A 20,385-nucleotide genomic window follows, 5' to 3' on the forward strand; every position below is an offset into this window, starting at 1 on the left:
GACCCCAGGACAGCCACGGAGCCCGCGCTTGCCCGCCACACCTCGTGACGGACCAGGTCTTCACCCGGGGCACCCCGCCGCGGACGCGAGGGTTGCCGGCCAGCTAGCCGGGGCTTGTCGCTGGCACTCATGACCTACGTCCCGAACTATAACCGACACGAGGGTAAAAAACGCAAGCCGCGAACTTATACGACTCCTGACTCGTTGCTACCGGAAACCCGTCAGCCATGAGTTATGGAGGTGCGCAGATGTTGGACTGGGTGGCCGACCCGCAGATCTGGATCGGCTTCTTCACCCTGGTCGCCCTGGAGATCGTGCTGGGGATCGACAACATCATTTTCATCTCCATCCTCGCGGGCAAACTGCCCCCCGAACAGCGGGACCGGGCGCGCGTCCTCGGTCTGGCCGCCGCGCTCATCAGCCGGTTGCTCCTGCTGCTCGGCCTGTCGTGGGTGGTTCAGCTCACCGAGCCGCTGTTCTCGGTCGTCGGTCACGAGATATCGGGACGCGACCTGATCCTGCTGCTCGGCGGCCTGTTCCTGCTGGGCAAGAGCGTCACCGAGATCCACCACAGCATGGAGGTCGCGCCGGGCGGCGACGGCAAGAAGGCCGCCGCGGTCTCCTTCACCTCCGTGATCGTGCAGATCATGGTGCTCGACGTCGTCTTCTCGCTGGACTCGGTCATCACCGCCGTCGGCATGGTGGACGAGCTGGGCGTGATGATCGCGGCCGTCGTGGTGGCGGTGCTGGTGATGCTGTTCGCCTCCGGCCCGATCAGCAGGTTCGTGGACAGCCACCCGAGCATCAAGATGCTGGCCCTGTCGTTCCTGGTGCTGATCGGCGTGGTGCTCGTCGCCGAGGGCCTCGACCAGCACATCCCCAAGGGCTACATCTACTTCGCGATGGCGTTCTCGGTCGTCGTGGAGCTGCTCAACATCCGGATGCGCGGCAGGCACTCCAAGAAGAAAGAGGTCACTGAGCAGGAGGATCCCACTCCTAAGATGCAATAGTGGGCTTTGATCCTTGGAATCCGGAGTTCGTGGCGTACCCGTACCGGGTCTATGACGAGCTGAGGCGTACGGCGCCCGTCTGCTTCTTCGAGCCGACGGGCCAGTGGCTGATCTCGCGGCACGCCGACGTGAACACGCTGCTCAGAGACCGCCGCCTGGGGCGGTCCTACCTGCACGTGGCCACGCACGAGGAGTTCGGCCGGTCGGCCGAGCCGGAGTTCCAGGAGCTGTTCTGGCGCGTGATCAGGGCGGGCATGCTCGACGTGGAGCCGCCGGTGCACACCAGGCTGCGCCGGCTGGTCTCCAGGGCGTTCACGCCGCGCATGGTGGAGTCGCTGCGCCCCCGCGTACGCGCCATCGCCGAGGGCCTGGTGGCCGCGTTCGTGGAGAAGGGCGGCGGCGACCTCATCGCCGAGGTCGCCGAGCCGCTCCCGGTGACCGTGATCGCGGAGATGCTCGGCATCCCCGACCAGGACCGCCACCTGCTGCGCCCCTGGTCGGCCGACATCTGCGGCATGTACGAGCTCAACCCGTCCCCCGAGGCCCAGCACACCGCGGTACGCGCGGCCGAGGAGTTCGCCGCCTACCTCAGGACCCTGGCCGCCGAACGCCGCGGCGCCCCCGGCGACGACCTGATCAGCGCGCTCGCCCAGATCGACGAGCTGACCGAGGACGAGCTGGTCGGCACCTGCGTCCTGCTGCTCAACGCCGGCCACGAGGCCACCGTCAACGTGACGGGCAACGGCTGGTGGTCGCTGTTCAGGAACCCCGCCGAGCTGGCCCGGCTGCGCGACGACCGCTCCCTGCTGCCCACCGCGGTCGAGGAGCTGATGCGCTGGGACACGCCGCTGCAGATGTTCGAGCGCTGGGTGCTGGAGGACATCGAGGTGCACGGCGTACGCATTCCGCGCGGCTCGGAGGTGGCGCTGCTGTTCGGCTCGGCCAACCGGGACCCGGCGGTGTTCGACGACCCCGACCGGCTCGACGTCGGCCGCGCCGACAACCCGCACATCTCCTTCGGCGCCGGCATCCACTTCTGCCTGGGCGCGCCCCTGGCCCGCATCGAGCTGATGGAGTCGTTCGGCGCCCTCCTGGACCGGGCGGCCGAACTGGAGCTGCGGCGGGAGCCCGTCTGGAAGCCCGGCTACATCATCAGGGGCCTGCACTCCCTGGAGCTCAACGTCGCTGGCTGAGCCAGCCGAAGCCACCGAGCCCCGACGGATCGATCAGCTCGCCCTCCTCGGAGGCCCGCGCCAGCGCCCTGAGGTAACCGCGCGGATCGACCCGGGCCAGGTCGATCGGCGGGCGGGCGCCGGTGATCCCCAGCTCCCGCAGCGCGTCGCGCTGTGTGGACAAACCTGTGGATGACGCTCCGGCCCGCCGCCCGGCGTCCGCGCACGCGTCGAGCGCCACGTGGGCCGTGATGTCGCAGGTCCCGTCGGGTACGGGCGTCACGACGGCCCCGTCGCGGTAACCGGTCAGCGTGCCGTGCAGCGGCCGGTTATCCACAGGATGTGCATAATCCACGGCGATGGCCCGGCCTGCGGTGAGACGTACCAGGACCGAGGCCCAGGCCTGGTCGCGGGGTCTGCCGATCTCGGCCCGCGAGCCCACCCGCGACAGTGGCCACCACCGCTCCAGCCAGGCGCGATCCGCCGGCCGCAGCGGCCCGCCGAGACGCTCCTCGCCCGTGTGCACGTTGACCATGATCAGGCGTGGCCCCTCGGGCGTCTGCTCGACCACGTCGAGAGGCACGTTGTCGAGCCACTCGTTGGCGATGGCCAGCCCGGTGATGTCGGTGGGCAGGCTTCTGGACCAGGTGATCCGCTCGGGCAGCCCCTCCGGTCTGGAGGACAGCTCGACGGCCGTGACGCGGAGCCGGTCGCGCAGCGCGGGCTTGGCCAGGGACAGCACGTGGGAGAGCAGCGCTCCGTCGCCCGCGCCGATGTCCACCAGGTCGAGCACGTCGGGCGCGCCGAGATCGGCGTCCACCTCCGCCAGGAGCGCCAGCACCGCCTCCGCGAAGGCCGCCGAGGCGCTGACCGAGGTGCGGAAGTGGCCGGACGGGCGTTCGCGGAGGTAGAAACCCTCCTCGCCGTACAGCGCGCGCTCCGTGGCGGCGCGCCAGGTGAGCCACATGACCTGGACTATCTCATGACTGCACGTCGATACGCATCGTCATCCAATGACTACTCAATGTCGCGAAGTTGCGATAACGTTTACCCATTGTCATCGAGTGACTTCGCTCCGCCATCCCCTAAGTGGCGGAGCCGGTCGTTCCGAACAAGCACCTGCGGCTTCAGGCCGCGCAACTGAGAGGAGCCCTCGTGCTGAAGAAGGTCATGGTGGTCGCCGGAGCCGTCGCCATGGTGTCGCTGGCCGCCCCGGCCCACGCCGACATCACCAGCGGCAACGGCGGTGTGGCTTCCGGCAACCAGGTCAAGATCCCGATCAACCTGCCGATCAACGTCTGCGGCAACACCGTCGCCCTTGTCAACGTCCTCGGCGGCGTCGCCGGCTGCAAGGGTGGCGCCAACGTCTACGCGCCCACCCACCACTGAGCATGTGGTGAGCCCGGGCCGGCGCAGGCCGGCCCGGGCTCGGTCTTCCGGTCGGCAGTCGGCGAACCGCCGGCCGGCGCACCTCCAAGAGGTCGCGCAATCCATGCGGGCGTCGGGTTCCCTTCCGGGACTCGGCGCCCGCTGCCATGCGATGAACCCCTCTCCTCATCTCTCCCGACAGGGGGTGCACCGTTTGTATGCCCTTGTCGCTTTTGTCGTTAACTCAACGCGCGGCAAAACACCAGTCACAAACTCAGTCCCCCCTGCCCGTTACCCTGGTCCGCAGTGCCATTACGAACGAGACGGCCACGCCGCCCCACCATCGCGGCGGGCTTCTCATTCGCAGGTCGACAGGGGTGTGACGTGATGGACGCAGGGGATCGCCCGGCACGGCTGACTGTCGGCGTGCTCGGGGCGGGCAAGGTCGGCTCAGCCCTCGGTGCCGCGCTGGCGCAGGCCGGACATCGGGTCGTGGCCGCGAGCGGGGTGTCGGACAACTCACAACGATGGGCCTCTGAGCGGCTCGGACTCAAGCCGTCCAGGCCCGACGAGGTGGTGGCGGCAGCCCAGCTCATTCTGCTCACCGTGACCGACGACGCGCTGCCCGACCTCGTCAACGGCCTGGCCAGCACGGGGGCCGACCTTCAGGGCAAGATGCTGGTGCACACCAGCGGCGCCTACGGCCTGTCCGTGCTCGACCCGGCCGCCAGGGCCGGCGCGCTGCCGCTCGCGCTGCACCCGGTGATGACGTTCACGGGCCGAGACGACGACCTCAACAAGCTCACCGGCATCTCCTACGGCGTGACCGCGCCGGAGATGCTGCGGCCCGTCGCCGAGGCGCTCGTGATCGAGATGGGCGGCGAGCCGGTCTGGATCGCCGACGCCGACCGCCCCCTCTACCACGCGGCGCTGGCCGGGGCGGCCAACCACATGGTCACCCTCATCGCGGAGTCCTCCGACCTGCTGCATCGCATCGGCGTCGAGCATCCGGGCCGGATGCTGGGCCCGCTGCTCGGGGCCGCGCTCGACAACGTGCTGCGGCTGGGCATCGCCGGGCTCACCGGCCCCGTGGTGCGGGGTGACGCGGGCACCGTGCGCAAGCACGTCGACGCGCTCATCCTGGCCGCGCCCGAGGCGGCCGACGCCTACATCGCGCTGGCCCGGCTCACGGCCGACCGGGCGCTGGCCGCCGGATTGCTCAAACCGGAGGAGGCGGAGCGGCTCCTCGATGCGCTGGGGGGCAATATATGGACCTGACCGACGCACTGGGAGGGCACCATGGAGCTGATCGTCGCCAAGAGCCGGGAAGACCTGGTCAAGGCACGCCGTGACGGAACGGTGGCGCTGGTGCCGACCATGGGGGCGCTTCATGAGGGCCACCGGTCGCTGATCAGGCAGGCCCGCGTTCGTGCCGACCAGGTCGTGGTGAGCATCTTCGTCAATCCCCTGCAATTCGGGCCTAGCGAGGATTTTTCGCGCTATCCACGTACATTCGACGCCGACCTCGACGTGTGCCGGGCCGAGGGTGCCGACGTGGTCTTCCATCCCGACGCCGACGACCTCTACTCCGCCGACCGCCAGGTGGGGGTCTCGGCCGGTGAGATGGGCCGGGTCGTCGAGGGCGCGTTCCGGCCCGGTCACTTCGACGGCGTGCTGACGGTCGTGCTCAAGCTGTTCAACCTGGTCCAGCCCGACCTGGCGGTCTTCGGCCAGAAGGACGCCCAGCAGCTCGCCCTGATCCGCCGCATGGTCGCCGACCTCGACTTGCCGATCGAGATCCTGGGCGCGCCGACCGTACGCGAGCCCGACGGCCTGGCCCTGTCCAGCCGCAACCGCTACCTGTCGGAGGACGACCGGCGGGTGGCGCTCGCGCTCTCGCGGGCCCTGCGGGCGGGCGCGGCCCGGCTCACCCCGGCGGAGATCCGCGCGGCGGCGCGGGAGGTGCTCGACGAGGCCGGCCCCGGGATCGACGTGGACTATCTGGCCCTGGTCGATCCGGCCACGTTCGCCGAGGTGAGCGAGTCGTTCGCGGGCATGGCCGTGCTCGCGGTGGCCGCGCACGTCGGCGCCACGCGGCTGATCGACAACGTCACCCTCACCTTGAATCCCGCCTGAGGCGAATTACCGTCGAAGGCATGACGGACGAGGAGTTACGGGACGAGCTGCTCCGGCGCATGGAGATGGACCAGGCGATGCGCGACCCGGCCAAGGGCTTTCCGGGCGACAGGCGGCTCGCGCGGCTCCAGCGGCTCGACGAGGGCAACACGGCCTGGCTCTACTCCGTCGTGGCCACGCGTGGCTGGCCGCTGATCTCGCAGGTGGGGGAGCGGGCGGCGCGGGCGGCCTGGCTGCTGGCGCAGCACGCGACCTCGCTCAGGGTGCAGCGGCTGTTCCGCCAGGTGATGGCCGACGCCGTGGAGTCGGACGAGGCGTCGTCGCGCGACCTGGCGTACCTGGAGGACCGCGTACGCGTGCGCTCCGGCCGCCCCCAGTTGTACGGGACCCAGTTCCACCACGGCGCGGGCGGCCTCGAACCCATGCCCATCGAGGAGCCCGAACTGCTCGACGAGCGGCGGCGGGCCGTGGGCCTGGAGCCGTTCGCCGAGTACGAGGCGTTCATCAGGAAGACCGACACCCTCTGAACCCCCCGGGGCATGCTCACGCTTCTCCAGGCGTTATCGTCATAGTGACGAAATCGCCTCAGTGAGGAGACCCCCAATGAGTGGACCGGCGATTCCCCTGCGTCTGACCGCTCCCGCCCCGGGCTGGACCGTCGAGGCCGACGTGGTCGTGGTGGGCTCGGGCATCGCGGGCCTGACCGTGGCCCTGCGATACGCCGAGCTGGAGCCGGCGGCCAGGGTCCTGGTCGTCACCAAGGACGTTCTGTCATCGGGGTCGACCCGGTGGGCCCAGGGCGGCATCGCGGCCGTGCTCGATCCGCGTGACACCCCTGAGGAGCACCTGAACGACACCTTGCTCGCGGGGGTCGGGCTCTGTGACGTGCGGGCCGTGCGGACGCTGGTGACCGAGGGGCCCGGCGCGCTGCGGCGGCTCATGGCCCGTGGCGCCCGCTTCGACCGGACCCCCGACGGGGAGCTCCAGCTCACCCGCGAGGGCGGGCACCGGCGGCGCCGGATCGTGCACGCGGGCGGCGACGCCACGGGGGCCGAGGTGCAGCGGGCGCTCGTCGCGGCGGTCCGCGCCGGCTCGATCGAGGTGATCGAGCACGCGCTGGTGCTCGACCTGCTCAAGGACGCCGAGGGCCGGGCCAGGGGCGTCACGCTGCACGTCATGGACGAGGGCGCGCGTGACGGGGTGGGCGCGGTGCACGCCAGGGCGGTGGTGCTGGCCACCGGCGGTATGGGCCAGGTCTACGCCGCCACCACCAACCCCGCGGTCTCCACCGGCGACGGCGTGGCCCTCGCGCTGCGGGCCGGGGCCGTGGTGCGCGACCTCGAGTTCGTCCAGTTCCACCCCACCGTGCTCTGGCTCGGCACGGGCTCGACGGGCCAGCAGCCGCTGATCTCCGAGGCGGTCAGGGGCGAGGGCGCCTTCCTGATCGACCACGAGGGCGGCAGGTTCATGGCCGGGGTGCACGAGCTGGCCGACCTGGCGCCGCGCGACGTGGTGGCCAAGGCCATCATGCGCACGATCCGCGAGACGGGCCGCGACCACGTGTTCCTCGACGGCCGCCACTTCGGCCGGGAGAAATGGGAGACCCGCTTCCCCACGATCTACGCCGTCTGCCGCGAGCACGGCATCGACCCGGCCACCGAGCCGATCCCCGTCTCCCCGGCCGCGCACTACGCCAGCGGCGGCGTCCGTACGGACCTGAGCGGCCGCACCTCGATCGACGGCCTGTACGCCTGCGGCGAGGTCGCCTGCACCGGCGTCCACGGCGCGAACCGGCTGGCCTCCAACTCCCTGCTCGAAGGGCTCGTCTTCGCCGAGCGCATCGCCGCGGACATCCACGCGGCACGCCCCGAGCCCGGCCACCCGATCGCCGGCCAGGCCGCGCCGGGGCTGGTGGACCCGAGGGTCCGGCCCAGGATCCAGGGCCACATGAGCACCGGGGCCGGCGTGCTGCGCAGTCGCGAGTCGGTGGCCACCACCGCCAAGGCGCTGCGCGACGCCCGCTGGACGCCCGTCGCGGTGCCGGCCTGCACCGAGTCCTGGGAGGCCACGAACCTGCTCACCGTCGCCACCGTCCTCACCGGCGCGGCGGCGGCCAGGCTCGAGACCCGCGGCTCACACTGGCGCGAGGACTACGACAGCCGCGACGACAACGACTGGCTGGGGCACCTGGACGTGACCCTGACCGAGGAGGGCCTCCGCATGACCTACACACCGCACCGGGACACGATGCCGGCGCGTCTGGCGCAGGAGCTGACCGCCGCCGGGCTGGACCCGGCCGAGGTGGACACGCTGATCGGCCGGGCGCTCGAGGAGGATCTGCAGGAGGCGGGCGACGTGACGAGCCTGGCCACCATCCCGGCCGGGCAGCGGGCGGCGGCCGACGTGGTGGCGCGCAGGGACGGCGTCGTGGCCGGGCTGGCGGCGGCGGAGGCGGTGTTCGTCCGGCTGGGCGCGGGGCGTACCGAGCGGCGGGCCAAGGACGGCGAGCGCGTGCGGGCGGGCGACGTGCTGATGACCGTCGAGGGCCCGGTGCGCGCCCTGCTGACGGCCGAGCGCACGGCGCTCAACCTGCTCACGCACCTGTCCGGGGTGGCCACGCTGACCGGCAGGTGGGTGGAGGAGATCAGCGGCACGGGCGCGCGCGTGCGCGACAGCCGCAAGACGCTGCCGGGGCTGCGGGCCCTCGAGAAGTACGCCGTGCGCTGCGGCGGCGGCGTCAACCACCGGATGTCGCTGTCGGACGCGGCCCTGATCAAGGACAACCACGTGGTGGCGGCCGGAGGCGTGGCCGAGGCGTTCAGGGCGGTCAGGGAGCGGTACCCGGACCTGCCGATCGAGGTGGAGATCGACCGGCTCGACCAGTTGGAGGCCGTGCTGGATGAAGGGGCCGAGGAGATCCTGCTGGACAACTTCACGGTCGAGGACACGGCGCAAGCCGTACATGTCGTGAAAAATCGGGCGAAAAACAGGGTTGCGCTTGAAGCCAGCGGGGGATTGACCTTGGAATCGGCTCGTGATGTGGCGGAAACTGGCGTTGACTACCTTGCGGTGGGAGCGCTAACGCACTCAGCGCCGGCCCTTGACATCGCACTGGATTTGCGGGGGTAATTAATGCTGCTCACGATCGACGTCGGCAACACGCACACGGTGCTGGGGCTCTTCGAGGGCGAGGACGTCATCGAGCATTGGCGGCTGGCCACCGACGCCCGCCGCACCGCCGACGAGATCGCGGTCGTCCTGCAAGGGCTGCTGGCCCAGTCGCCGCTCCTCAAGGGGGCCGACATTGACGGCATCGCCATCTGTTCCACCGTGCCGAGCGTGCTCAACGAGATGCGTGAGATGTGCCGCCGTTACTACGGCGACGTGACCGCGGTGATCGTGGAGCCGGGCATCCGCACCGGGGTGCCCGTTCGCATGGACAACCCCAAGGAGGTCGGCAGCGACCGCATCGTGAACTCGCTGGCCGCCATCGACCAGTACGGCGGCCCCTGCATCGTCGTCGACTTCGGCACCGCGACCTCGTTCGACGCGGTCTCGGCCAAGGGCGAATACGTCGGCGCGGTCACCGCCCCCGGCATCGAGATCTCCGTCGACGCACTGGCCGCGGCCGGGGCGCAACTGCACAAGGTCGAGCTCGTCAGGCCGCGTTCGGTGATCGCCAAGAACACGGTCGAGGCCCTGCAGGCCGGCATCATCTACGGCTTCGCGGGCCAGGTGGACGGCATCGTCGAGCGTATGGCGGCGGAGCTGGCCGACGACCCCGACGAGGTGACCGTGGTGGCCACCGGCGGGCATGCGGCGCTGGTCGTGGGCGAGTCGCGGTCGATCGACGTACACGAGCCGTGGTTGACACTCATCGGGCTGCGGCTGATCTACCACCGCAACACCGCATGACGGAACAAGCGGCCCCCCACTCGGGTAAGGGGGCCGCTTGCGTATGTGGAGCCATTCGCATATGTGGAGCCGTCACTCGCTCTCGGCGGTGTAGAGGTATTCCCAGTGGCCGCACTTCGTGGGGTAGCTGCTGTGCGGGCCGATCTGGCAGACCTTCGCGCGCAGGCTGAAGACGTCGTGCTCCTGGAAGAAGAACTGCTTGTAACCGGGGTAGCCGCAGTACTTCTTGGCGTAGACCGGGGACCAGTCGTGGTCGAAGTCGCTGGCCTGGAACTTCACGAACGCGCACTTGCCGCCCTGCCGGTAGGTGCGGTTGTCCAGGTCGTACAGGCGGCCTCTGACCGTGACCTCGTTCGACTCCCCGTCGTGGTCCCAGTTGACGCCGACCCAGCCCTGCGCCTTGGCGAGGTGGTGCTGGGAGAAGACCGGCCCCCAGGAGTCGGAGTAGTCGTCGTAGTCGGGTGAGGTGGCGCCGGCGGCCGTCGGCAGCGCCAGGGCCAGGGCGGTGGTCGCGGCGACGGCGAGGAAACCGGTCGCGATCTTCTTGAACATCTTCTCTCCTAGAGCTCCCACTGGGCCGGTTCCCTACCGGCTCCCCCCTGAGCTCGTGAGACATTGGTAGGCGAGGGCTCTTGCAGCGGCCCTGCAGAGGGCCGACCAGTCCTTGCAGTTGGCCATATCCCCTACCCTTTGTTCTTGTGAGCGACGAACTTCCCGAGCAGATGCGCATCCGGAGGGAGAAGCTCGATCGCCTTCGCAGCGAAGGCGTCGACCCTTACCCGGTGAATTTCCCACGCACGGCGACCAACGCCGAGGTCAGGGAGAAATACCAGGGCCTGGAGCCCGACACCGCCACCGGCGACACGGTCTCGGTCGCGGGGCGCGTCATGCTCAACCGCGTGGGCGGCAAGCTCTGCTTCGCCACCCTCCGCGACGGCGGGGCCGACCTGCAGGTCATGATCTCGCTCGACAAGGTGGGCGAGGAGTCCCTGGCCGCGTGGAAGCGCGACGTCGACCTGGGTGACCACGTCGGCGTGACGGGCGAGGTCATCACCTCGCGCCGCGGGGAGCTGTCGATCCTGGCCGGCAACTGGCAGATCACCTCCAAGTGCCTGCGCCCGCTGCCGGAGAAGCACGTCGGCCTCACCGACCCCGAGGCGCGGGTGCGCCAGCGCTACGTCGACCTCATCGTCAACGACGAGGCACGGAAGATGGCCCGTGTCCGCAGCGCCACGGTGCGCGCGGCGCGCGACTTCTGGCACGAAGAGGGCTATCTCGAGGTCGAGACGCCGATGCTGCAGCCGATCCACGGTGGCGCCACGGCCCGGCCGTTCAAGACCCACATCAACGCCTACGACATGGAGCTCTACCTCCGCATCGCCATCGAGCTCTACCTCAAGCGGCTCGTGGTGGGCGGGATCGAGAAGGTCTTCGAGATCAACCGCAACTTCCGCAACGAGGGCGCGGACTCCACGCACAACCCCGAGTTCACCATGCTCGAGGCCTACGGCACCTACCTCGACTACAACGACATGGCCGACCTGACCCAGCGGATGTACCAGAAGGCCGTCCTGGCCGCCCTGGGCACCTCCGTGGTGGTGCACGACGGCGTCGAGGTCGACCTGGGCGTCGCCCGGTGGCCGCGGCTCCCGCTCTACGGCCTGGTCTCCGAGGCGGTCGGCGAGGAGATCACCACCGCCACCGGCCTGGAGGAGCTGCGCAAGATCGCCGATCGGCGCGAGATCCACTGGGACCCGAAGTGGGGCGCCGGCAAGCTCGTGCAGGAGCTGTTCGAGGCGCTCGTGGAGCACACGCTCGTGCAGCCCACGTTCGTCATGGACTATCCGCTGGAGACCTCGCCGCTGACCCGTCAGCACCGCGACAACCCACTGCTCACCGAGAAGTGGGACCTGATCGGCTTCGGCACCGAGCTGGGCACCGCCTACTCCGAGCTGATCGACCCGATCGAGCAGCGCCGTCGCCTGGTCGAGCAGTCCCTGCTGGCCGCGGGTGGCGACGTGGAGGCCATGCAGCTCGACGAGGACTTCCTGCAGGCCCTGGAATACGCCATGCCGCCGACGGGCGGCGTGGGGGTGGGCATCGACCGGATGATCATGGCCTTCACCGGCAGGAACATCCGCGAGACCATCCTGTTCCCGCTGGTCAAGCCCACCCACTGAGCGCCGCGGGGGCGTCTCACGGCATGAGCCGCCCCCGCCGGCCCGGCAGTCTCGCCAGCCCGCGCAGCACCACATTCGCCTTGTACGGCGGCTCCGCCTCGGTCAGTTCCAGCTCCGGCGCCGCCCTGGCCAGCGCGGAGAGCGCGATCTCGCCCTCCATCCTGGCCAGCGTCGCCCCCAGGCAGAAGTGGATGCCCAGCCCGAACGCCACGTGCCGCCCGGGATCCCGCGCCACGTCGAACCGGTCCGGATCGGGGAACACGGCGGGGTCGCGATTGGCCGCGCCTATCAGGGCGACCACCGGGGTGTCCTTCGGCACCGGCACACCGCCGAGCGTCGTGTCCTCCAGCGCGACCCTGGAGGTGAGCTGGACCGGCGGGTCGTACCTGAGCACCTCCTCGACCACCTGTTTGGGCCGATCGGCCGCGTGGCGCAGCAGGCCGCGCCCGGCCAGGTGCAGCACCCCGTTGCCGATGAGGTTGACGGTCGTCTCGTGGCCGGCCACGAGCAGCAGCACACAGGTGGCCAGTAACTCGGCCTCCGTCAACCCCTCGACGCCCGCCAGGGCGCTCAGGAGGTCCTCTCCGGGCCGCTCCCGCCGTAATGTGAGCAGCCCTCGGAAGTAGTCGCGAAACTCCCTTCCGGCCCGGCCGCTTTCCGATACGAGGTCGTCTGTAAGCATCGGGTCAAGTCCGCGAGCCAGGGTCTCACTCCAGCCGCGGAAACGTTCATGGTCCTCCGGGGGCACCCCGAGCATCTCGCTGATCACCATGACCGGCAGCGGGTATGCCAAACCGGACACGAGGTCGGCCTCATCCGACAGCCCGTCGATCAGCCCGGCGGTGATCGCCTCGACGCGGGGGCGGAGCCGTTCGAGCATGCGCGGGGTGAACGCCCTGCTGACCAGCCCCCGCAGCCTGGTGTGGTCGGGCGGGTCCATCCAGAGGAACGATTCGACGGGCTGACCTGGCTCTCTGTTGCTCAGGGGGCTGGAGCCGCGGCCGAACCGGGGGTCGCGCAGGAGCGTCGTACAGAGGTCGTGGGTGGTGGCGACGAGTAACCCCGCACGCGTGGGGAAGATCGCGCCACGCGCGCTCATCTCGCGATAACCGGCATAAGGATCACGCAGAAATTCCGGATTGAACGGATCAAAACCCAGCACATCCACTGGGCTCTTTGACAATGGATCCGCCGTTCCGGAAGGCTCCATGAGATCGCTCATCCGAGGCCGACCTGTCCCGACATATGGCGAGTACGTCATATATAACGGATCATGTCAATAGACCTCGTCAAGCACGGAGATTATCGTGCTTGACGACCTTTCCAAGATGCGTTTACGGTCTGCGAGGAGCAACTTTGGCCCGGTCGAGAGGCCCAAGTTCTGCTGTTGGGGGGGAGGGCTCCCGATGGATGTGCTCACTGAAGGCGTTGAGCTGAGCCATGCGGATTTGGCGTTACTGGCGGAGCTGGCCAAAGGAGTTACGGTCGATCGGGTGGGCAGACGTCTGGATATCAGCGGACGCACAGTACGCCGAAGATTACGGTGCATCTGCGACCGTATCGGCGTTGCCACGGCGATCGAGGCCGTGGCGTGGGCTGCCCGCCGCCAGTTGATCTAACGGCGTCCGGTTACGGGGAAAGCGTTCTCAGTCGGCGATGCGCACCGCGCCGGCGAACGGCCGCCGGGCGATCGAGGCGATCCGTACGACGTCACCCGTCTGCGGGGCGTGCACCATCATGCCGCCGCCGAGGTAGATGCCGACGTGATGCAGGTCGCTGTAGAAGAACACCAGGTCGCCCGGCCGTAGCTCGGAGCGGTCGATGTGCCTGCCCGCGGTCCACTGGCTGCCGGTGTAGTGGGGCAGTGAGATGCCCACCTGCTGGTAGGCGGCCATGACCAGACCGGAGCAGTCGTAGGAGCTGGGACCTTCCGCGCCCCAGACGTACGGCTTGAGCTGCTGCGTGAGCGCCCACCGCGCCGCCTGGGCCGCCTTGCCGCCGCCGGCGATCGGCAGATTGACGCGCGTCGCCCGGGTGCCGGGACGGCCGGCCTCGCCCAGGGCTCGCCTGAACAGGTTGCTCTCGACCTTGGTGACCAGCTTGGTGATCTTGTCGCGCTTGGTGTCGAGCTCGGTGACGAGCTTCTGGACCTCCGCGATGCGCGACTTGGCGCCCGACCTGGCGCGCTCGGCGGTCTCCCTGGCCTTGGTGACCTGGCTGAGCTCCTGGCCCTGCTGCTGCTCGAGCACGTACGTGGTCGCGGCGCGGTCGAGGAAGGTGTCGGGGTCCTCGGCGGAGGTGAAGGCCAGCACCCTGCCCAGGCCGCCGGTCATGTAGGCGTTCTGGGCCAGCATGGCGACCTTGGCGTGCTTGGCCGCGAGGTCGGCCTCGCTGGTCGACAGCGTCTTCTCCGCAGCCTCGGCCGCCTTCTTGGCGGTCTTGAGCTTCTCCCGCTGGTCGTTGTACTGCTCGGCCAGCGTCTCGATGTCGACGTGCAGCTTCTCGACCTGCTTGGCCATGTCCTGGAGGGAGGGCTTGGGGTCCGCGGACGCCGAACCGACGGGAACGGCGATCATTAACGCGGCGACTGTGAGACTCGCCACACCCAAGCGGTATGGCCGCCGAACTCGTTCATGAGGGCGGGCGTGTTCGCCCGCCGACTTCCCCTCACGACCGAGCGTGCCCTTCACCAACCAGCTCCTCTCATCGACGCCTACCGGGTTAGCTGACGGGTTCGGGCCGGAGCAGCCCTACCGAATGATCTCGGATTCACCCCATTGACGGCGTTGGAGGTCGCCGTCGGCGGTTCCCCGGCTCTCCTTGCGGAGATTGGGCGTGTTCCCCCCGCGACACGCGGGGAACATCGTCGCTGGACACTAATGCACTCCGGGTTCGTGCTCAACCACAACTGCCGAGTCTGTAGAGGTTTCACAACTGAAGGGTCACAAGGTGATCTCGTGCACACCCGTGCAGAACAGACTTTATGTCCCTCTTTGCCCTTGCATCTGCCGAACGCAGGTTCTCGTCGGCCGCGCGCCCATCTGACCAAGAGATGCCACAGGATGGGCCGAGACATGGGCGTTAGGGCCGAACCGTAATGACATCTGTACTCTGGAGAGCCATGGAGCAGGTGGCCGAACTGACAGTGCCCGAGACCGCGGTCGTGGTCCGGCGTGCCCGCACGCCCGACGTGCGCACGGTCAGACGCCTGGTGGACACCTATGCGGGCGCGGGCCCGCGGCTCCTGGAGAAGGCCACCGTGACCCTGTACGAGGACGTACAGGAGTTCTGGGTGGCCGAGCGGGGCGGGCAGGTCGTCGGCTGCGGCGCGCTTCACGTGCTCTGGGAGGATCTCGCGGAGGTCCGCACCGTGGCCGTGGATCCCGATAGCCGTGGCATGGGCGTCGGCCACCGGATCGTCTCGGCGCTGATACAGCACGCGAAGGATCTGGGTCTGCGACGTGTATTCTGTCTAACTTTTGAGGTCGACTTCTTCGCCAGGCACGGCTTTCGCCAGATTCAGGGCACGCCGGTCTCGCCTGAGGTGTACGCCGAACTCCTGGCCTCGTACGACGAGGGTGTGGCGGAGTTCCTCGACCTCGAACACGTCAAGCCGAACACCCTGGGCAACACCCGCATGCTGCTCCATCTGACATCGGGTGACGCGGACCTTGACCAGTTGGAAAGGTGATTGTTGATACCTATGTCGATACGTTGGGCAGCACAGGCATGTGTCCTGACACGTGCCACATGCGCACTCGAAGCGAGGTGACACGGTGAGCACCGGACAGCCGCCGTACCCACAGGACGAATCCGGCGAGAATTCTGCGCCCGCCAATCCCTGGCAGCAGAACACGGGCCGCCACCCCGGCGAGCCCGACCCCGACGCGACTGTGATCGGCTACCGGGCGGACGATGCCTACGGGCAACAGCCCCAGTACGGACAGCAGGGCTATGGCCAGCAGCAGCAGGGCTATGGCCAGCAACAGGGTTACGGCCAGCAGCCCCAGTACGGGCAGCAGCAGGGCTACGGACAGCAGCAGCAGTCCCAGCCCGACTACGGCCAGCAGCAGTATGGTCAGCAACCGCAGTCCCAGGCGGACTACGGTCAGCAATATGGCAATGCGGCGGGGCAGCAGGGCTACGGCCAGCAACCCCAGTCGGGCCAGCAACCTCAGTACGGCCAGCAGCAGGGCTACGGTCAGCAGCAGCAGGGCTATGGGCAGCAGGCCCAGTCCCAGCCCGACTACGGTCAGCAGGGTTACGGCCAGCAGCCCCAATACGGGCAGCAGCCGCAGTCCCAGCCTGACTACGGTCAGCAGGGCTATGGCCAGCAGCAGCAGTCGCAGCCCGGCTACGCCCAGCAGGGCTACGGGCAGCAGCCGCAGTCGGGCCAGCAGCCCGGCTACGGCCAGCAGCAGCAGGGCTATGGGCAGCAGGCCCAGTCCCAGCCCGACTACGGTCAGCAGGGTTACGGCCAGCAGCAGCAGTCGCAGCCCGGCTACGGTCAGCAGCAGGGCTACGGCCAGCAGCAGGCGCAGTACGGCCAGCAGCAGTACAGCGACCAGCAGTACGCCGCGGGCTACGGTCAGCAGCAGCAGGGCTACGGCCAGCCCGCCTACGGTCAGGCCTATGGCCAGCCGGTCGGCGTGCAGCCGCCCGGTGCGCCGGCGCCGCTGGCGGAGTGGTGGCAGCGACTGGTGGCGAGGATCATCGACTTCGTCATCCTCTACATCATCAACATCGTCGTCGGCCTCATATTCGGCGCGATGCTCGTGGCCTCCTACGTGTCCTCCTCCGGGACAAGTGGCGGGTTCTTCTCGACCACGGTCGTGACCATCCTCACCAGCGTCGTCGTTACGGCGATCTGGGTCGCCTTCGACTTCTTCCTGCTGAAGATGAAGGGCCAGACGGTCGGCAAGATGGTGATGGGCATCAAGGTCGTCCCCGTCGGGCAGCACATGCAGCCGGGGGGCCTGCCGACCGACCTGGCGCTCAAGCGGGCCGGGGTCACCTGGGGCGGCTGGATACTGAACGCGATCCCGTGGGTCGGCTGGCTGGTCGGCTGGGCCGTGGTGGCGCTCAACGGCGCCTCCCAGCTCTGGGACAAGCCGCTGCAGCAGACGTTCGCGGACAAGTTCGCGGGCACCGTGGTGGTCAAGATCAAGTAGCCTTCGGACATCTCGACATAGGGGCCGGCTTCCCGCCGGCCCCTATGTTTTGCCCGCGGGGCCGTACCAAAATGAGGGACCTGAGCTCCCGATGACGTGAGGTGGGACTTATGGCCGGGACACCGCCGGCGGACGCTCCGCCCGCGGAATGGTGGGAACGCCTGGGGGCCCGGCTGATTGAAGCTCTCGTCTTCGGGGTCTTCTATTACATTCTGTTCATCGCGCTGTGGGGCATCTTCCGAACTGTCGGGATGTCGGAGGTGTTCGGCGGCCGGCTGCCCGGTGTGTTCGCGTGGTTGGCGGCCGGGCTGGGTTTTGCGGGCTACGACTGGTGGGCGCATTCCCGGCATGGGCGGACGTTCGGTAAGGCGATCATGAAGATTCGCCTGGCGCCGGGAGGTCTTCCGCCCCGTGCTCTGCTCAAACGGGCCCTGGTCTATCCGGCGCCTGTCATGCTGATGGGCATTCCCGTGGTCAATCTGCTGGCCGGAATGCTCCTGTTCGTCGTCGGGATGCTCATCCTGATCGACAAGCCTCTGGAGCGGGGGCCGCACGACAGGCTGGCGGGAACACGGGTGGTAAAAGATCTTCGGTGAGCCTTGCGTACCTGGGCGGATGCCTTTTCGCAAAATTTTCGCTTGATCCGGTAAGGAGCCTGGAGAGACTGGCATTAGGCTATGGGGCGTCCGGGTTGCCGGATGTTGGCGCCCCTGCAACACGCAGGGCATCTGTGTGCCGCTATGGTCGGGTGCGGGTGGTTGTCGCCTACGTGTCATGCGGGAGCCTTCGCCCCCCGTGGCCACGCTCCGGCGCTTAATGCGCCCCCGAAACCCCGTCAGCCGTGGAGGCGAGGACGAATGGAAGCCCTTACAGACGTATTGTCAGCCCTCATCCCCCCGGTGGTCGTCGGCGGAGCCTTCATCTTTGGCGTAGTGAAGTTGGTCCGGTCGGAGGCCCTCGGAGGGCGGCGAAACCGCGAGGATCACCCCGAGAGCCAGAACTGATCGGCCAGTCAGCCGAATCCCCGTAGCGCTGAATTGTCTCCACGCCTTTCCGGGTATATGTTTGGGCAGGCGAATGAAACAATGCTCCGCGAAAGGATTGCGTAGATGGCCAAGCAGATCCAGGAGATTCTCATCGATGACCTCGATGGGGGCGAGGCCAATGAGACGGTCAGCTTCGCTATTGACGGCTCCTCCTATGAGATTGACCTCAGCGACCTTAACGCGAAGAAGCTGAGGGACGCGCTCACGCCTTTCGTGCAGCATGCGCGCAGGGCTGGTGCCGTCTCCACGCGGCGTCGTGGCCGCGGCGGCAACCGTGCGATGAGCCGCGAGAAGAGCTCGGAGATCCGGCAGTGGGCCAAGGCTCACGGCCTGCCGGTCAGCGAGCGCGGCCGCATCGCCTCCACCGTGGTGGAGAAGTACGAAGCGGCTCACTAAGGAGCCATCTCTCGACCATGCGCTTATGCCGTTCGCCTTGGACCCCGGCGACCGCCATAAGCGCATGATCGTTTCTGGGGTGTTCCCGAATACGGGACGCCGCCGGAGAGTGATCTTCAGATCCGCCCATATACGGGCGTTTTGGGCGCGGCGTTCCGGGCCGGCCATGGCGGCGTTTCGCCGCGGAGGCGTACGCATTTGCCGCGGAGGCGGACCTATATGTGATGGCGCCGGCCTCAGGGCGCCGAATGCCGCGTGAGGCGGCCATGCCCCATTCAACGTACGATCCGGCACGGGCGCCACAGTGGGTAACCGGATTGCCGTGCGGTAGCGGGATTGCGACTCCGGCGCGGACGCGTTCTCCATCCCCCATGGAACGGGCCATCGCGGAAATCCGGGACGGTAAAGCGTACGGCGGTCTTCACGCTTTGTAGCTCTTAACCCCGACCCCGTCCGCCGCTCCGGTCCCCAAAACCCCGGCCCTGTCGGGATGTGCGGCTCCGGAAAACCCTCTTCCGGCGTGTTCCGCGGAGCCGGGCATAACCCGCGACCATGAGCATGGCTCGCACAAAGCCGCTTCTCTCGCAGTGCGCGCACAATGCCGTGGCGGAGCAAGTTGCGCTGAGTGTTGCGATTGCCATGCATCTGCAAGGCGAAGGACGGGCGGCGAATGCGTACGCGCGGGGGCCGCGAGTCTCATGGTGTGGGATGAACGTTGGTAACCCGGCTGACCGGATGACAGATTACCGTCAGTAAGCTCCGCGCCGCCTCTGTTGTCCGGCGTCTGTTGTTCGGTGCCCGCGTGCGATCCGTGCCCCGTTGTGCTCAGGGCGTAGCGCGAACGCTTGGCCCGGCATTGCGTTGGGACATAGGATGATTACAGATACGGACGTGGCATCTCGGATGTGCGGGCGAAGGGGCGTCTCCGGCGCCGGCTTCGGGCGAAGCGTCCGAAGGCCGATCCGTGTTGATCTGCGCACGCCGCAGCGGCAATTCACAGCCGCTTCCGTGAAGCGGCCTAAACATCGTTCGCTTGCGGCGTATCGGGAACACGTCACCCCCGAACAGTAGTTGGATGGAGGGTGAACGCCCTGCTCTCGGGGAACGTCTCTGCTATAGAGCGTGTCAGCGGCAGTGGGCACGGTTCGCCGAGCCAGGGCTAGCATGCGGGAGGACGGGACCGGATTTACCGGCCTGACTGACCGCTCTGTGAGGAGCGACGAGATGTTCGAGAGGTTCACCGACCGAGCGAGGCGTGTTGTCGTCTTGGCCCAAGAAGAGGCCAGGATGCTCAACCACAACTACATCGGCACTGAGCACATTCTTCTTGGTTTGATCCACGAAGGTGAGGGCGTAGCCGCCAAGGCTCTGGAGAGCCTCGGCATCAGCCTTGAGGGTGTGCGCCAGCAGGTCGAGGAGATCATCGGCCAGGGCCAGTCGGCTCCGTCGGGGCACATTCCGTTCACCCCGCGGGCCAAGAAGGTCCTCGAGCTGTCGCTCCGTGAGGCTCTGCAGCTGGGTCACAACTACATCGGCACCGAGCACATCCTGCTCGGGCTCATCCGCGAGGGTGAGGGTGTGGCGGCCCAGGTGCTGGTCAAGCTTGGAGCTGATCTCAACCGTGTCAGGCAGCAGGTCATCCAGTTGCTCCACGGTTACCAGGGCAAGGAGCCGGCCGCCGCGGGTGGCCCGCAGGAGTCGGCCCCGTCGACCTCCCTGGTGCTCGACCAGTTCGGCCGTAACCTGACCCAGGCCGCCCGTGAGGGGAAGCTGGATCCGGTGATCGGTCGTGAGAAGGAGATCGAGCGGGTGATGCAGGTCCTGTCGCGCAGGACCAAGAACAACCCGGTGCTGATCGGCGAGCCCGGCGTCGGTAAGACCGCCGTCGTGGAGGGTCTGTCGCAGAAGATCGTCAGGGGTGAGGTGCCCGAGACGCTGAAGGACAAGCAGCTGTACACGCTTGACCTGGGTGCGTTGGTGGCCGGGTCGCG

Annotated in this window: 19 protein-coding genes and 2 riboswitches; of the genes, 15 read left to right on the forward strand and 4 right to left on the reverse strand. The window is 68.2% G+C overall.

The features are described 5' to 3' along the window. Positions 1–19: 19 nt before the first annotated feature. Positions 20–135: riboswitch (SAM riboswitch) on the reverse strand. Between the two features lie 113 nt (positions 136–248). Then, entirely contained in the window at positions 249–1,010 is a 762-nt protein-coding gene (locus AB0I15_RS40740; protein ID WP_358108343.1) for a TerC family protein, read from the forward strand. Continuing rightward, positions 1,010–2,203: a cytochrome P450 gene (locus AB0I15_RS40745; protein WP_358108346.1), complete on the forward strand. Its 1,194-nt coding sequence runs from the start codon at positions 1,010–1,012 to the stop codon at positions 2,201–2,203. Before AB0I15_RS40740 ends, AB0I15_RS40745 begins: the two co-directional genes overlap by 1 nt. Here AB0I15_RS40745 and AB0I15_RS40750 read toward each other — a convergent pair. Continuing rightward, complete coding sequence (locus tag AB0I15_RS40750; protein WP_358108349.1) at positions 2,187–3,149, reverse strand: SAM-dependent methyltransferase; 963 nt, start codon at positions 3,147–3,149, stop codon at positions 2,187–2,189. The genes AB0I15_RS40745 and AB0I15_RS40750 overlap by 17 nt on opposite strands. Positions 3,150–3,337: 188 nt before the next feature. Here AB0I15_RS40750 and AB0I15_RS40755 point away from each other — a divergent pair, with 188 nt between their 5' ends. The 6 genes from AB0I15_RS40755 to AB0I15_RS40780 all read left to right on the forward strand — a co-directional run bounded on the left by AB0I15_RS40755 (position 3,338) and on the right by AB0I15_RS40780 (position 9,601). Next, the gene (locus AB0I15_RS40755; protein WP_358108352.1) at positions 3,338–3,571 is read left to right on the forward strand and encodes a chaplin; all 234 of its coding nucleotides are present in this window, start codon (positions 3,338–3,340) and stop codon (positions 3,569–3,571) included. 366 nt (positions 3,572–3,937) lie between these two features. Then, positions 3,938–4,828, forward strand: a complete 891-nt coding sequence (locus AB0I15_RS40760) for a DUF2520 domain-containing protein (protein WP_358108355.1) — start codon at positions 3,938–3,940, stop codon at positions 4,826–4,828. 21 nt (positions 4,829–4,849) lie between these two features. Then, positions 4,850–5,686 (forward strand): pantoate--beta-alanine ligase, encoded by an 837-nt coding sequence (gene panC, locus AB0I15_RS40765; RefSeq protein ID WP_358108358.1) that lies wholly within the window; start codon positions 4,850–4,852, stop codon positions 5,684–5,686. Positions 5,687–5,706: 20 nt separating this feature from the next. Then, on the forward strand, positions 5,707–6,213 hold the full coding sequence (locus tag AB0I15_RS40770; RefSeq protein ID WP_358108360.1) for a DUF6624 domain-containing protein: 507 nt from the start codon (positions 5,707–5,709) through the stop codon (positions 6,211–6,213). Between the two features lie 76 nt (positions 6,214–6,289). Next, entirely contained in the window at positions 6,290–8,815 is a 2,526-nt protein-coding gene (locus AB0I15_RS40775; RefSeq protein WP_358108363.1) for an L-aspartate oxidase, read from the forward strand. A 3-nt stretch (positions 8,816–8,818) separates the two neighbouring features. Further along, positions 8,819–9,601, forward strand: coding sequence for a type III pantothenate kinase (locus AB0I15_RS40780; protein ID WP_358108365.1), 783 nt, complete (start codon positions 8,819–8,821; stop codon positions 9,599–9,601). Between the two features lie 72 nt (positions 9,602–9,673). Here AB0I15_RS40780 and AB0I15_RS40785 read toward each other — a convergent pair whose 3' ends face one another. Continuing rightward, positions 9,674–10,153, reverse strand: a complete 480-nt coding sequence (locus AB0I15_RS40785; RefSeq protein WP_358108367.1) for a hypothetical protein — start codon at positions 10,151–10,153, stop codon at positions 9,674–9,676. A gap of 146 nt (positions 10,154–10,299) precedes the next feature. Here AB0I15_RS40785 and lysX point away from each other — a divergent pair, with 146 nt between their 5' ends. After that, positions 10,300–11,781: a bifunctional lysylphosphatidylglycerol synthetase/lysine--tRNA ligase LysX gene (lysX, locus tag AB0I15_RS40790; RefSeq protein WP_358108369.1), complete on the forward strand. Its 1,482-nt coding sequence runs from the start codon at positions 10,300–10,302 to the stop codon at positions 11,779–11,781. 16 nt (positions 11,782–11,797) lie between these two features. Here lysX and AB0I15_RS40795 read toward each other — a convergent pair whose 3' ends face one another. Further along, on the reverse strand, positions 11,798–12,880 hold the full coding sequence (locus AB0I15_RS40795; protein ID WP_358108371.1) for a cytochrome P450: 1,083 nt from the start codon (positions 12,878–12,880) through the stop codon (positions 11,798–11,800). Positions 12,881–13,187: 307 nt separating this feature from the next. Here AB0I15_RS40795 and AB0I15_RS40800 point away from each other — a divergent pair, with 307 nt between their 5' ends. After that, positions 13,188–13,400, forward strand: coding sequence for a LuxR C-terminal-related transcriptional regulator (locus tag AB0I15_RS40800; protein WP_358108373.1), 213 nt, complete (start codon positions 13,188–13,190; stop codon positions 13,398–13,400). 27 nt (positions 13,401–13,427) lie between these two features. On the opposite strand, the gene AB0I15_RS40805 is transcribed toward AB0I15_RS40800, so the two are convergent. Then, positions 13,428–14,357: an NlpC/P60 family protein gene (locus AB0I15_RS40805; RefSeq protein ID WP_358108375.1), complete on the reverse strand. Its 930-nt coding sequence runs from the start codon at positions 14,355–14,357 to the stop codon at positions 13,428–13,430. 119 nt (positions 14,358–14,476) lie between these two features. Then, a riboswitch (cyclic di-AMP (ydaO/yuaA leader) is annotated at positions 14,477–14,627 on the reverse strand. A gap of 275 nt (positions 14,628–14,902) precedes the next feature. Here AB0I15_RS40805 and AB0I15_RS40810 point away from each other — a divergent pair. From AB0I15_RS40810 to AB0I15_RS40830, 5 genes are all read left to right on the forward strand, one after another. Then, positions 14,903–15,472, forward strand: a complete 570-nt coding sequence (locus AB0I15_RS40810) for an amino-acid N-acetyltransferase (protein ID WP_358108377.1) — start codon at positions 14,903–14,905, stop codon at positions 15,470–15,472. Between the two features lie 85 nt (positions 15,473–15,557). Beyond that, positions 15,558–16,952, forward strand: coding sequence for an RDD family protein (locus AB0I15_RS40815; protein ID WP_358108379.1), 1,395 nt, complete (start codon positions 15,558–15,560; stop codon positions 16,950–16,952). A gap of 110 nt (positions 16,953–17,062) precedes the next feature. Continuing rightward, the gene (locus AB0I15_RS40820; RefSeq protein ID WP_358108381.1) at positions 17,063–17,548 is read left to right on the forward strand and encodes an RDD family protein; all 486 of its coding nucleotides are present in this window, start codon (positions 17,063–17,065) and stop codon (positions 17,546–17,548) included. A 513-nt stretch (positions 17,549–18,061) separates the two neighbouring features. Then, positions 18,062–18,394 carry an Lsr2 family protein gene (locus AB0I15_RS40825; RefSeq protein ID WP_043615857.1) on the forward strand — a complete coding sequence of 111 codons (333 nt, stop codon included), beginning with the start codon at positions 18,062–18,064 and terminating at the stop codon, positions 18,392–18,394. Positions 18,395–19,618: 1,224 nt separating this feature from the next. Beyond that, on the forward strand, positions 19,619–20,385 hold a 767-nt coding region (locus tag AB0I15_RS40830; protein WP_358108384.1), incomplete at its 3' end, for a Clp protease N-terminal domain-containing protein.

Origin of the sequence: Nonomuraea sp. NPDC050643 (assembly GCF_040654715.1) — a bacterium.
Taxonomy (GTDB): Bacteria; Actinomycetota; Actinomycetes; order Streptosporangiales; family Streptosporangiaceae; genus Nonomuraea.

Coding starts and splice junctions, on each gene's coding strand:
- panC (WP_358108358.1), top strand. CDS start 4,850: ATGGAGCTGATCGTCGCCAAGAGCCGGGAAGACCTGGTCAAGGCACGC.
- AB0I15_RS40795 (WP_358108371.1), bottom strand. CDS start 12,880: ATGAGCGCGCGTGGCGCGATCTTCCCCACGCGTGCGGGGTTACTCGTC.
- AB0I15_RS40810 (WP_358108377.1), top strand. CDS start 14,903: ATGGAGCAGGTGGCCGAACTGACAGTGCCCGAGACCGCGGTCGTGGTC.
- AB0I15_RS40780 (WP_358108365.1), top strand. CDS start 8,819: ATGCTGCTCACGATCGACGTCGGCAACACGCACACGGTGCTGGGGCTC.
- AB0I15_RS40805 (WP_358108375.1), bottom strand. CDS start 14,357: ATGATCGCCGTTCCCGTCGGTTCGGCGTCCGCGGACCCCAAGCCCTCC.
- AB0I15_RS40785 (WP_358108367.1), bottom strand. CDS start 10,153: ATGTTCAAGAAGATCGCGACCGGTTTCCTCGCCGTCGCCGCGACCACC.
- AB0I15_RS40775 (WP_358108363.1), top strand. CDS start 6,290: ATGAGTGGACCGGCGATTCCCCTGCGTCTGACCGCTCCCGCCCCGGGC.
- AB0I15_RS40740 (WP_358108343.1), top strand. CDS start 249: ATGTTGGACTGGGTGGCCGACCCGCAGATCTGGATCGGCTTCTTCACC.
- AB0I15_RS40750 (WP_358108349.1), bottom strand. CDS start 3,149: ATGTGGCTCACCTGGCGCGCCGCCACGGAGCGCGCGCTGTACGGCGAG.
- AB0I15_RS40825 (WP_043615857.1), top strand. CDS start 18,062: ATGGCCAAGCAGATCCAGGAGATTCTCATCGATGACCTCGATGGGGGC.
- AB0I15_RS40770 (WP_358108360.1), top strand. CDS start 5,707: ATGACGGACGAGGAGTTACGGGACGAGCTGCTCCGGCGCATGGAGATG.
- AB0I15_RS40820 (WP_358108381.1), top strand. CDS start 17,063: ATGGCCGGGACACCGCCGGCGGACGCTCCGCCCGCGGAATGGTGGGAA.
- AB0I15_RS40800 (WP_358108373.1), top strand. CDS start 13,188: ATGGATGTGCTCACTGAAGGCGTTGAGCTGAGCCATGCGGATTTGGCG.
- AB0I15_RS40760 (WP_358108355.1), top strand. CDS start 3,938: ATGGACGCAGGGGATCGCCCGGCACGGCTGACTGTCGGCGTGCTCGGG.